This window comes from Schleiferilactobacillus harbinensis (assembly GCF_008694105.1).
In the GTDB taxonomy this organism is placed as follows: Bacteria; Bacillota; Bacilli; order Lactobacillales; family Lactobacillaceae; genus Schleiferilactobacillus; species Schleiferilactobacillus harbinensis.
This window is the reverse complement of record NZ_CP041364.1, coordinates 676,553-689,034: the sequence shown is the minus strand read 5'-3', so window position 1 is coordinate 689,034 and position 12,482 is coordinate 676,553. Positions and strand designations below refer to the sequence as shown.

9 protein-coding genes and 1 riboswitch are annotated in these 12,482 nt (G+C 53.6%); of the genes, 3 read left to right on the top strand and 6 right to left on the bottom strand.

Annotated elements, in window-relative coordinates; all coding sequences use genetic code 11:
• Positions 1–20: 20 nt before the first annotated feature.
• The 5 genes from mgtA to FMM01_RS03745 form a co-directional block, all read right to left on the bottom strand.
• Complete coding sequence (gene mgtA, locus FMM01_RS03765) at positions 21–2,651, bottom strand: magnesium-translocating P-type ATPase (RefSeq protein WP_414160645.1); 2,631 nt, start codon at positions 2,649–2,651, stop codon at positions 21–23.
• A 224-nt stretch (positions 2,652–2,875) separates the two neighbouring features.
• Positions 2,876–3,038, bottom strand: a riboswitch (M-box (ykoK) riboswitch).
• A gap of 63 nt (positions 3,039–3,101) precedes the next feature.
• The gene (def, locus tag FMM01_RS03760) at positions 3,102–3,656 is read right to left on the bottom strand and encodes a peptide deformylase (protein WP_027827343.1); all 555 of its coding nucleotides are present in this window, start codon (positions 3,654–3,656) and stop codon (positions 3,102–3,104) included.
• Positions 3,657–3,752: 96 nt separating this feature from the next.
• Positions 3,753–5,534, bottom strand: coding sequence for an ABC transporter ATP-binding protein (locus FMM01_RS03755; RefSeq protein WP_150391695.1), 1,782 nt, complete (start codon positions 5,532–5,534; stop codon positions 3,753–3,755).
• Positions 5,531–7,261 carry an ABC transporter ATP-binding protein gene (locus FMM01_RS03750; RefSeq protein ID WP_027827341.1) on the bottom strand — a complete coding sequence of 577 codons (1,731 nt, stop codon included), beginning with the start codon at positions 7,259–7,261 and terminating at the stop codon, positions 5,531–5,533. The genes FMM01_RS03755 and FMM01_RS03750 overlap by 4 nt, the downstream gene beginning before the upstream one ends.
• A gap of 19 nt (positions 7,262–7,280) precedes the next feature.
• On the bottom strand, positions 7,281–7,799 hold the full coding sequence (locus tag FMM01_RS03745; RefSeq protein WP_063515171.1) for a hypothetical protein: 519 nt from the start codon (positions 7,797–7,799) through the stop codon (positions 7,281–7,283).
• Between the two features lie 322 nt (positions 7,800–8,121).
• On the opposite strand from FMM01_RS03745, the gene FMM01_RS03740 reads away from it, so the two are divergent.
• The 3 genes from FMM01_RS03740 (at position 8,122) to FMM01_RS03730 (ending at position 11,128) form a co-directional block, all read left to right on the top strand.
• Positions 8,122–8,334, top strand: a complete 213-nt coding sequence (locus tag FMM01_RS03740; RefSeq protein WP_027827339.1) for a DNA-directed RNA polymerase subunit epsilon — start codon at positions 8,122–8,124, stop codon at positions 8,332–8,334.
• Positions 8,335–8,337: 3 nt separating this feature from the next.
• Complete coding sequence (gene rnjA, locus FMM01_RS03735; RefSeq protein WP_027827338.1) at positions 8,338–10,023, top strand: ribonuclease J1; 1,686 nt, start codon at positions 8,338–8,340, stop codon at positions 10,021–10,023.
• 94 nt (positions 10,024–10,117) lie between these two features.
• Entirely contained in the window at positions 10,118–11,128 is a 1,011-nt protein-coding gene (locus FMM01_RS03730; protein WP_150391694.1) for a diacylglycerol/lipid kinase family protein, read from the top strand.
• Between the two features lie 140 nt (positions 11,129–11,268).
• Here the strand turns inward: FMM01_RS03730 and FMM01_RS03725 are convergent, their stop codons facing one another.
• Complete coding sequence (locus FMM01_RS03725; RefSeq protein ID WP_027827336.1) at positions 11,269–12,480, bottom strand: GNAT family N-acetyltransferase; 1,212 nt, start codon at positions 12,478–12,480, stop codon at positions 11,269–11,271.
• Positions 12,481–12,482: the final 2 nt, after the last annotated feature.

Below are 12,482 nucleotides of genomic sequence, written 5' to 3'. Positions count from 1 at the left end.
AACAGCGGTCGGGACATTTCTCACAACCACTCCCCGGTTCGCCGGACGTAGAGGGCCTTGCTGATCTCAACGGTCAGAATATACCCAGCGATAATCAGGAGCACTATTGGCCAGAAATGCCAGGGCAAGCGGCCAAAATCAAAAGCCGTCCGCAACGGCGTCAGGACAAGCAGCCCGCCCACGGCTAAAGCCAGTGCCGTGGACAGCAGGACAACAGCGCTGGCCGGCGTCTTTAGACTGGGGATATGCCGCGTCCGGAAAATATGCACGATCAGAGTTTGCGTGAACAACCCTTCCACAAACCAGCCGGCCTGGAAAACGTGCTGCCACGGAATACTGGCCGCGTGGGCGCCGATGCCGAGACCGAACCACAGGAAGAGGAAGGTCAGGACGTCAAAGATCGATGACAACGGGCCGAACAGCACGGTATAGCGGAACAGCCCCTCCGCCCGCCATGGTGTCGGCTGGGCCAAGGTCTCATCATCCACGTTGTCCCAGGGAATCGCCATCTGGGCCGTATCGTAGATCAGATTCTGGACCAGCAGCTGGATCGACAGCATCGGCAGAAACGGCAGGAAAATGCTGGCAATGAGTACCGATAAGGCATTCCCGAAGTTCGAGGAGATCGTCATCTTGATATATTTCATGGCATTGGCGTAAACTCGCCGGCCTTCCAAGATACCGTCTTCTAAAACCAGGAGCGACTTCTCCAGCAGGATAATGCCGCTCACGTCTTTGGTGATGTCGGCCGCATTATCCACAGAGATGCCCACGTCGGCTTGGCGCAGCGCCGGAGCGTCGTTGATTCCGTCGCCCATGAACCCCACTGTGTGCCCGTGCCCTTTCATCACATTGATGATCCGAGCCTTTTGCAACGGATTCAGTTTGACAAATAAATCGTGGGTGTTGACGGCCTTGGTCAAAGTTTGATCATCCATGTCATCCACATCGTTGCCGGCGAGCACCGCTGTATTGGCGATTCCCACTTGCTGGGCAACGTGCTGGGTAATAATGGCATTATCCCCGGTCAAAACCTTCACGTGGACGCCGTGGTCATTCAGCAGACTGATGGCCTCCTTCGCATCCGGCTTGGCCGGATCCAAGAAGCCGAGAAAACCGGCTAAGATCATGTTATGTTCATCCGCAACAGCATACACACTTTGCTCATGGACATCCATCCGGTAGGCCACGGCCAGTACCCGCATGCCGGCTTGGTTCAATGCGTCATTGGTCTGGACCAGCCGGTCGTGCAAGGCGCCGGTCATCGGAGTGACCTGACCGTTGATCAAGACATAGTCAGACACGTGGATCATTTCCTCGAACGCCCCTTTAGTGATCATCCATTGATGGTCGCCGCTGTCGACGACAACCGTGAGGCGCCGCCGATCAAAGTCAAACGGAATTTCATCCACTTTCGTCAGCTTATCAGGAATGTCGCTTAATTCTTCTTTATGTTTCGCGACGTAATCAATGACGGCCTGATCCATTAGATTGCGCCAGCCGGTTTGATAATTCGAGTTCATATAGGCGAGCCGCAGTACGGAGTCGTCCTTTTCACCCAAGGCGTCAACATGCCGCATGACGACGACTCGGTCTTCCGTAATGGTCCCCGTTTTATCGGTAAATAACGTGTCGATCGCGCCAAGATTTTGAATGGCGTGCAGATGCTTGACGATGACTTTCTTTTTGGCCATCGCCAAAGCACCCTTCGCCAGATTGCTGTTCACGATCATTGGCAGCATCTCTGGGGTCAGCCCCACCGCCACGGCAATCGCAAAGAAGAAAGCCTGGGACCAATCGTGCTTGGTCAAGCCATTGATCAGAAAGACGATCGGTACCAGAATCAGCATCATACCGATCAAGAAACGGCTGATCTGGCGCATCCCCGTATCAAAATTGCTGGGACCCTGCACTTCGGTGGCACTCTGGGCAATATCGCCGAAGAACGTATCCGCCCCAGTCTTCAAAATGACCGCTAGACCGGACCCGGACAGGACATCAGTGCCCATGTACACCAGATTCGGATAGTCAAAAGCCGTCGCTTCGTCAGACAGTTCGGATAAATCGAAGTGCGCGCGCTTTTCCACCGGCATCGCTTCGCCGGTGAGTGAGGACTGATTGACAAACAAGTCCTTGGTCGTTAACAAATAAGCATCCGCCGGAATCATGTCGCCAGTGCTCAGGGTCACGATGTCCCCCGGCACTACTGCGTCCATGGGCAGTTCCCGGGTGATCCCGCCGCGAGTCACGGCGGTGGTATTCTGGATCAGCTTCGTCAGCGCCGCGCTGGCCTTCTGGGACCGGTATTCTTGGGTAAACCGGATCAGCACGGATAACAGGATCATGATGGCCATGACGATCGCCCCGTCCCGATCATTGGTCAGCGCCGAAACGATCATCAAAAACAATAAGACATAGACAAATGGATCATTGAACGCGGCGAGCAATACCCGATACGCCGGCAGCGCTCCTTGGGACCGCACGGTGTTTTCGCCGTATTGTAATTGCCGTTGGCCCACTTCGGCCTCGTCCAGCCCACTGAGCCGGGTCTGGAGTTGGGCCAGAATTTGGTCTTGGGTGTAGCCGCTCAATTGCTTTAATTCAGTCTGCTTCTCAGCAGCCAGTTGGGTGTGATTCTTTTTAATGAACACTGTCAAACTCCTCTCTACAGCGCAGGGGGAGTTGCGGCACCATTCTTACAGACAGAATGGTGACCAAATGAAACTTACCCTGCGCGGTCTATCATCCGGATCAGCAGGGCCAGGTAAGGGTTCGTGTTTCATTCCAATCACCATCCTTTCATCGATGATCGCCGCCCAGTGGTGGGCTTATTCTGTACAAAAAAATGGTGTGCTCACGCGAGCACACCAAAAATGGAATGTCCCGACGTTGAGCTTTAGCACTGTACGACGTAGAACATCGTTCAGCTGCATTAGGAAAAGCCTTCTTCAGCAATTCCGGTTGACTCGTTGGCATCTCTCGATGTTTCTGAGCAGCAGCATATATTCGTACAGGAGCCTCACCTAACAGGGTACGGCGATTCAATTCGTTATTAGCTTAAGTATACGAGAGTACACCAAGTGTGTCAAACCGGGCGTTCCCTATTGGACGATCACGGCATCCGAAGCGATGTTAAACGGATGCTTCTTGTCAATATGATCGTAAAACAGGTGTCCGCGGAGATGGTCGATCTCATGCTGGCAGACAATAGCGGGGTAATCCTTCAGCCGCAGCGTCTTCTTCGCCCCAGTCAAATCTTGATAGCGAATCGTTACTCGGTCATGGCGGGGCACATACCCCGGGACATCTTCATCCACCGACAAGCACCCTTCGCCTTCGGCTAACGCTGCCGGCCGGACGGACTCGCGAGTAATCACGGGATTCGACAGGACCTCTTTGAGAATGATCTTGCCGTCGTTATCCGGTACCAGCACCGCGGCCATTTGAATCGAGCGGCCGACTTGCGGGGCAGCCAGGCCCACGCCGGCCCGGAGCTGATGTTTTTTAGCAATATCCGGATCCTGACTGTTGACCAGGTATTCCATCATATCATCAGCCAATTTCTTATCCTCTGCACTCAGCGGAAAGGAGACGGGTTTGGCGACGGCCCGCAAAACGGGATCGCCGTCCCGCACGATGTCTTTCATTAAAATCACAATATACCCTGCTTTCCAATTATTTTTCATTCTCAATAGTACCACAAAATAAACGAAAAGCCGCCCCCGGTAAAGGATACGGCCTTTTCTTAAGTGCTAATCGCTTTCGTCCGCCAGTTGATCGGCGTCCGCAAACTGGGAATTGTACAACCGGGCATAGAACCCATTGGCCGCCAGCAGCGCGTCATGGTTCCCTTGCTCAATAATTTGCCCATGGCGCATCACCAAGATCAAATCTGCATCTCGAATCGTTGATAACCGATGGGCGATGACGAAACTCGTGCGGTGGGCCATGACCCGATCCATCGCCCGCTGGAGCAGCAGCTCTAATCGGGTATCCACGGAACTGGTGGCCTCGTCCAAAATCATCATCGGCGGATTCTTGATCACCGCCCGGGCAATAGTCAGGAGCTGCTTTTGCCCTTGGGAAATGTTGTCCGCGTCTTCATTGATCTGCATCTGGTACCCATTGGGCAGCGTCCGCACGAAGTGATCGACGTTGGCCGTCTTAGCGGCCTGCACCACTTCGTATTCATCGGCATCCAACCGGCCGAAACGGATATTATCGGCAATCGAGCCGCGATACAGCCAGGCATCCTGAAGAACCATCCCAAACTGTTCGCGCAGTGCGCTGCGGGCAATATCCTGGATGTTCACACCATCCACCAGGATCTCGCCGGCATCAATATCATAGAAACGCAGCAAAAGATTGATCATCGTCGTTTTACCGGCCCCCGTTGGCCCAACAATGGCCACAGTTTGGCCTGGTTCGGCCACGAAGTTCAAGTCTTCAATCAACGGCTGATTTTCCCGATAGCGGAAAGATACGTGTTTAAATTCCACTCGGCCGCGGACCGCCCCTGTCGTGGGCAGTTTCGCTGTGACGGTGTCTTTTTCTTCCGGCTCGTTCAAAATGTTGAACACCCGCTTGGTGGCAGCCGCGGCGGATTGGAATACCGCCGACAGCTGAGTCAGCGTGGACAAAGGCTGGTTGACCTGCCAAATATACTGCACGAAAGCCTGCAGGTTCCCCAAGGGGATCCGGCCGGCTAACACGTTCAGCCCGCCCAAGGTGGCCGCTGCCGCATAACTCAAACTGGCGGTGAACCCGACTAGGGGACTCATCATGCCGGAAATAAAGGCGGCATTAAAGCCCTTGGCAGCGAGCTTATGGTTGGCACCAGCAAATTTCTTCTCTGCGTCCCGTTCCTGACCATAAAGTTTGATCACCGTAAAGCCCGTGAACGATTCCTGGACCGTGCCGTTCAATTCACCCAGGGCATTTTGCTGAGCCTGGAAGTAAGGCTGGCTGCGGCGAACGACAAACCGAGAAATCAAGAATGACGCTGGCAGCATCCACAACATGATCGTGGCCATCAGCCAGTTGATGGAGTACATCATCACGACCGCCAGCGAGATACCAATCACTGAGGTCACCACTTGCACCACCCCTTGCTGCAAGGCGTTCGTAATGGCGTCCACGTCATTGGTCACCCGGGACAGCAAGTTGCCCTGGGTATGGCTGTCAAAGAACTGGACCGGCAGCCGATTCAACTTGTCGCTCAGATCCCGGCGCAAGTCGCGCATCGCCCGCTGGACAGCAATCGTCATCCAATAGGTAGAAAGAAACAAAGTCACTTGATACACCAGGGCATTGGCCAGCATGGCCACCACCACTTTGGCCACATAGGGCAAGTCAATCGCCGCATGGGCGGCCACATTGACCCCAATCCGGGTCACTGCTAAGCCCATGATCACCGGCCAAATGGCATTGCTCACTACCGAGATCAAAGTGGCGGCTAACGCCCCAAAGAAGGACCAGCGATAGGGGCGGATATAACGGAACAAACGACGTAAAGTAAACAATCCGCGGCTCATGCTAATTCCTCCTCACTGAGTTGCGACCGGGCAATTTCCTGATAGATCGGATTGGTGGCCATGAGCTGTTCATGGGTGCCCATACCGACCAGTTCCCCATTATCCAGCACGACGATTTGATCCGCATGGCGAATCGTGCCGACCCGCTGGGCCACAATAAAGACGATTGCTTGCTGAGTCACTTGGGCTAAGTTTGCCCGCAGCTCAGCATCGGTTTGGTAATCCAAAGCTGAAAAGCTGTCATCAAAAATATAAATATCCGGCCGCCGGACGATGGCTCGGGCGATGGCTAAGCGCTGCTTTTGTCCGCCAGACAGATTGGTCCCGCCTTCGGTCAAAATCGATTGCAAGCCGTCAGGCTGTTCCCGCACGAAATCCGCCGCTTGGGCGATGCGCAGGGCCTCCCAAAGATCGTCATCCGTTGCTTCCTGGGCACCATAACGGAGATTATCCGCAATGGTCCCGGTAAACAGCACCGCTTTTTGGGGCACAAACCCAATCTTTGACCGTAATGCTTTGACCGCGTAATCCCGCACATCCGTCCCGGTCACCAAAATCCGCCCGGCACTCACATCAAATAATCGCGGAATCAACTGAATCAAAGTGGACTTGCCGCTGCCGGTACTGCCAATGAAGGCTACTGTCTGCCCCGGCTGGGCGCTAAACGAGATATCGTGCAGCACAGCTGCTTCGCTATTGCCGGGATAGGCAAAGTCCACGTGATCAAAGACCACGCCGGCGGCACCGCGACCGCGTGACGCCTGGCCATCCTTGCCTTCAATTTCATTTTTAGCGTTCAACAATTCCTCAATTCGGCCAGCTGAAACCGCCGCCCGGGGATACATCATGAAAACGCTGGCAAAAAGAATAAAGGAAAAAAGTACATGGAAAATATATTCAATGAACGCGATCAATGAGCCGACAGCCAGCTGGCCTTGACCAATCGCCACGGCGCCCTGCCAGATGATGACCCCGGTGATCACATTCAGTACCATCGAGAAACCAGGCTGCGCAAAAGCCATCAGGGTAAACAGTTTGATGGAGCTGTTGGCGTAAGCGTCGTTCACTTCACCAAAGCGGGCTTGTTCAAATTTTTCCCGCACAAAAGCCCGAATCACCCGGATACCCGATAATTGTTCCCGCATCCGGCCGTTGATGCTGTCTAAATTGCCCTGCTGTTTCTCCGAAAGCGGCTTAGACAGGACCGCAATCAGCCATACGCCGAGCAGCAGCAGCGGAATACCGGCAAACACCATCCAGGCCAAGCGCGGACTGGTGCGCACAATTAAAAAGGCACTGGCAATGATCATTAAAGGGGTCATGAAACCGGTGCGCAGAATCATCTGCAAGAAGTTCATGATCTGGAAGGCATCATTCGTCGTCCGGGTAATCAATGACGCCGTCCCCACGGCATTGTGCTCTTCATGGGAAAAACGAATCGTGCGGGCAAAAATATCGTCCCGCATATCTCGAACGACATTGGTGGTGATCCGGCTGGCGAAATAAGCCAGGCCAATCAGCCCAATCAAGCCGATCAAGGCCACCCCGACCATGACCATCCCGTAAAACCAGATTCGATCCGGGCGCCGGGTATTGATTCCCTCATCGATCATCCGTGCCAGCATCGTCGGCAAACCGAGTTCCAAAATAATAAAACCAAATACACAGATAAAGTTCCCCAAAAGCAATCGCTTATATCGAAGAACGTAACGTAACATCAGGCGCAAAAAAACACGCTCCTTTTCTCTAGTCTTTCTTCTCCTGAGCCGCCGCATCTTCCCGCGCGGCCCGCGTAATATCTTGCACGTATTCAATCGTGGCTTGGTTGATCTGGAAAGCCACGGAAAAATGCCGTTCATCCTGCCGCTGCCACACATCCACAATGGCAAAGGGCGGTACATCCATGACCGCGCCCACGATACCCTCCTGTTGGGCCGCTGCGTTGACGGCGTGCTGCAATTCGGTGCGCGCCGTGGCCGCGACAGTCAAAGCCGGACCGGTGTAGGCAAATTCATAGACCATGATCGCTTTGTGACCCCAATCCCGGGTATGGGCAATCGGGGTCAAAGGCAGATGCTTCTCCTGCCACTGACTCGTTGTCCCTTGTAGTTGACGCAGCGCCCGATTAACGACCCGGGCGGTGACCCGGCTGGTGTACGCTCGCATATTTTTCATCGTGCGGCGCCGGCGCCATATCCGAAAACCATAAAAGGCGGCCACGGCCGCCACCCCAATGACGATCAGGGCGAAAATAATCCACTGCATGGGCCCACTCTCTCCAGATTGCATCCAAACGATACTTACTATGGTAACCACTTTAGCAAAACTTGAAGGAAAACACCACAGACACCGGGGAAACGTCATGGCAGTGTAATGTAGACGACTGGACCCTCACTGCCGTGCCAAGTGCTCCGCTGGACATGCCTAAACGGGCGCCAGCCGACAGAGGCAAGGGCAGAGGGACAGCCGGCTTGCGCCCTCTAACTTGGCGCCCCCCTTGTTTTATGCTACAATTTTCTTTAATCGTTGATGTCTTGCATCAACCTCACGTGCGGAATTTAATGAATTCAGAAGGAGATTTATTTTTATGATCTACAAAGTATTGTACCAACCGAACTTGACCCAAACTCCCCGGCGGGAGTCGACTCAGACCCTTTATTTAGAAGCAGACAACCTGGTTGCTGCCCGTCAGCTGGTGGAGAAAAACACCCCCTATAATGTTGAAATGATCCAAGAGCTGACCGGTAATCATTTGGCGTACGAGCAAAAGAGCCCGGACTTCAAATTGACGGAGTTTTAATGTATGGCCATTCATATCAAGAATAATGAAGTTGCCGTTTTTGCCATTGGGGGATTAGGCGAAATCGGTAAAAACATGTATGGCGTGCAATTTCAGGATGAAATTGTGGTCATCGATGCCGGGATCAAGTTCCCCGAAGATGATCTGCTGGGCATTGATTACGTCATTTCTGACTATCAGTATTTGGTCAAAAACCGGTCGAAGATCAAGGCTCTGGTCATTACCCACGGGCACGAAGACCATATCGGCGGGATTCCGTTCCTATTGCAGCAATTACCGGAGATTCCTATTTATGCCGGTCCGCTGGCGCTGGCGCTGATTAAGAGCAAGCTGGAAGAACGCAACTTGTTGCGGAGCACGGAGCTGCATGAATTGAATGAAGACTCGGAGCTGAAATTCCGCAAGCTCAGTGTCACGTTCTTCCGCACCACCCACTCGATTCCCGATACCCTCGGGATCGCAGTGCACACGCCTCAGGGCATTATTGTCCAAACCGGCGACTATAAGTTTGATTTGACCCCAGTGGGCGATCAGCCGGCGCCGAACTTGCAGCGGATGGCGAAACTCGGTTCCGATGGCGTTTTACTATTAATGTCGGACTCCACCAATGCCGAAATCCCCACCTTCACCAAGTCGGAACGGTTTGTCGGCAAGTCGCTGCGCCATATTTTTGAAAAAATCGAAGGCCGGATCATTTTCGCCACTTTCGCCTCAAATATTTCCCGAATCGCTCAGGCCAGTGAAACGGCCATGGCGAATGGCCGAAAAATTGCGGTCTTTGGGCGGAGCATGGAAGCCGCGATCGTTAACGGCCGCGAGTTAGGATATTTGCACATCCCTGATGAAGAAATGGTGGATGTTAACACATTGAATCACCTGCCAGCCAACAAAGTCATGATTCTGTGTACCGGCTCCCAGGGTGAACCGATGGCCGCCCTCTCCCGAATCGCCGCCGGTACCCACCGGCAGATTCACATCCAACCAGGGGACACGGTGGTCTTCTCGTCCAACCCGATTCCTGGGAATACGACATCCGTGAACCACACGATCAACCTGTTGGAAGAAGCTGGCGCGCATGTGATCCACGGTAAGGTCAACAACATCCATACCTCTGGTCACGGCGGTCAGGAAGAGCAAAAACTGATGCTGCGGCTGATGAAGCCGGAGTACTTCATGCCGATCCATGGGGAATACCGGATGCTGCGGATCCATACCGATCTGGCTGAATTGTGCGGTGTACCAAAGGATCATTCATTTATTATGGAAAATGGTGACGTGCTCGCTCTGACCAAGGACTCTGCTCGCATTGCCGGCCATTTCGCCGCTGATGACGTCTACGTTGACGGCAGCGGTGTTGGTGACGTCGGCAGTGTTGTCCTGAAAGATCGCCGGGTATTGTCCGAAGAAGGTTTGGTCGTGGTCGTTGCCACGATCGACTATCAGCACGGCGATATTTTGGCCGGCCCGGATATTCTTTCCCGCGGCTTTGTGTACATGCGGGAATCCGGCGAATTGATCAGTCAAGCGCAGCGCCGGGTCTTCCGGGCGATCCGCGGTACTTTCAAGGGTGATACCCCGCCCAGTGAAGGGGCCATCCGGGATGCAATCACCGATACGTTGCAGGATTTCTTATTTACGAAGACTGAACGCCATCCGATGATTTTACCCATGCTGGTCAATGCCAAGTAAAGCGGACTCGTTCGTTGCCAATCAGCCTTCGTGCTGATTGGCTTTTGTTTGTCATTTTGCCCCCGCTGGGGGTCCAGGGAGAGGTTGACCAAGATTGGCGGATGCGCAACAGCCAACAGCACCAGTGCATTACGCAGTACTGGTGAACACCCATGCCGGCAACGGCAACGCCGGGAAAGTGTGGCCCACGATTTTGAAAATGCTCGAAGCCGCCGGGGTCTCTTTCCACGTTTATGAATCGCAGTACCCCGGCCATACGACCATCTGGGCCCGTTCTTTGACCCGCACCGAACAACCCACCGCTGACCGGCAAATGGTGCTCTTAGTTCTGGGCGGTGACGGTACACTGCATCAAACAGTCAATGGGGTCCAATCCGCGGTCCGGGATAACCCGCACTTGACGCCGCTGCCCATTGCTTATGTCCCATCCGGCTCGGGCAATGATTTTGCCCGAGCCGTGGGCCTGCCCCAAGATCCGGAAAAGGCCCTGCGCGAAGTGCTGGCCGTCACCCGGGCCCGGCCGTTGGACATCGGTCATTACGTAGATCACCGCCAACAGCGCCAGGAGTACTTCACCAACAACGTGGGCATTGGTTTTGACGGTCGGGTCGTATCGACGACCAACGATTCCCGGGTCAAACGGGCGCTGAACCTGATCCATCTGGGCGGTTTGGCCTACCCGGTACATTTCTTCGGCGCTCTCTTCAAACAACGCCCCTTCGCCGTCCGAATTACTACCGACACCGGTACCCAACGCTTCACCAAGGCCTGTCTAGTCACGACCACCAATCACCCCTTCTTCGGCGGCGGCGTGACCGTTTCCCCCACCGCCTCCATGCGGGACGGCAAGCTGGACTTGGTGGTCCTGGAACGCACAAGCGCCCTCCAATTTCTCGGCCTGTTTGCCTTGATGGTCTTGTTCCACAACCATTTGAAACGCAAACGCGCCCACCATTTCGTCACCAAGCAATTAGACTTAACCTTTGGCGAACCAGAATACGGCCAAGAAGACGGCGAAATCATGGGCCAGCAAATCTACGACTTTTCCTTCGACGTCTGCCAGCAACCCTTCTGGCTCCCGTTGGACAACTATGATCAACTATGAAAAAATCGTCTCCAGAGAAAATTCTGGGGACGATTTTTTAGATTGAAAAATAGTTTGAAGTATGACGGTGGTAGTGCCAATGCGTAGCAAGCGGAGCATTGGCACGGCAAGCAGAGATGTTGTTTTGTCCCGACGCTACATCAGAAGTAGTCCGAAAAATAAGGCGTCTGCTGCGGAATAACCTGCTCCAACTGCTTAATAGCCGCCTTTGACGCCGTCAACCGTTCAATCTGCGCTAAGTAAGAAGGCCGTTTGTAACTCATCAGCATCGTGGTCAGCGTCTGCACATCGCAGGTCACGCTTTCCCCCACCGGTCGCCGAGTCACGTGCACCCGACCATCCTTTTCCCAATAAATACCAAAGACCCCGTTGTTCCAATCCGCCAACGGATCACTGATATTAAAATGGAGCGGCGTCGTCCCCGGCTCAAAGGGAAACTGCTTCAAGAATTGCTCAACGTCCACAATGCGCCCCATGAAGTAAGGCTTGATTGTCTCCTTGATATCACCATCATCCAGTAAGAACGCCAGCGGCTCATCCTTATAGATATTGCCCCGCACATGGGTGATCATCGAAAAATGGGCGCCAATGAAATTCCATAACCCCATCCGCGCTTCCTGATTCAGGTAAATCATTTCTTTCACGTGGAAAACTTCATCGGCAATCCAATACATCACATAGCCGGTAGGCCGCTCCTGAGCATCATAATAAATACCCACGAAGCGTTCTTCTTCGTTCTCCCAACGCCAGTATTCGTCCCAATTCAGCTGATTACGGATCATTGCTCCGTGCGTCTGATGGGCAAAACGGTCATAGGTCTTGAACACATCGGGATCATCAATGTCGCCCCGTTCCACGTGTCCGGGCACCACTTCTTGTTTGGGCAATTGGGTGTCGCGGACGTCAAAAGTCAGATGATCAGAGATGATCTCCCAGCCCTTTTCGCGATAAAACGGAATGGAATACGGGTAAAGAAAAGAGATCCACTGCTCGTGCGCCCGCATATGGTTTAGTCCCACTTTGATCAGATCATGCATCAACCCGTGTCCGGAATATTCCGGGTAGGTACCCACTCCGGTCAACCCGGCCATGGCGTACAATACCCCGTGAATATTCACGGTACAGGGGTAAATGGCCATGGAACTTACCAGCTCTTTGTCCTTAAACCAGCCGATCACATCAGATTCCTTGATTACGGGCAATTTAGCCCGGACGATTTCCCCCGATTCATAACCGCTGTCCACCAGCTCCTGATCGGTGACTTGAAACACATACCGTAAAAGATCATTATACTGATCCACTTCGTGTACTGTGACGGGGCGTATCTCCAGTTGATTGCGTATCTCGTCCATGA

Bases quoted from the DNA above. Each gene is read 5' to 3' on its own strand.
- FMM01_RS03745 (WP_063515171.1), bottom strand. From the start codon at position 7,799: ATGCAGTGGATTATTTTCGCCCTGATCGTCATTGGGGTGGCGGCCGTG.
- FMM01_RS03740 (WP_027827339.1), top strand. From the start codon at position 8,122: ATGATCTACAAAGTATTGTACCAACCGAACTTGACCCAAACTCCCCGG.
- rnjA (WP_027827338.1), top strand. From the start codon at position 8,338: ATGGCCATTCATATCAAGAATAATGAAGTTGCCGTTTTTGCCATTGGG.
- FMM01_RS03725 (WP_027827336.1), bottom strand. From the start codon at position 12,480: ATGGACGAGATACGCAATCAACTGGAGATACGCCCCGTCACAGTACAC.
- FMM01_RS03755 (WP_150391695.1), bottom strand. From the start codon at position 5,534: ATGAGCCGCGGATTGTTTACTTTACGTCGTTTGTTCCGTTATATCCGC.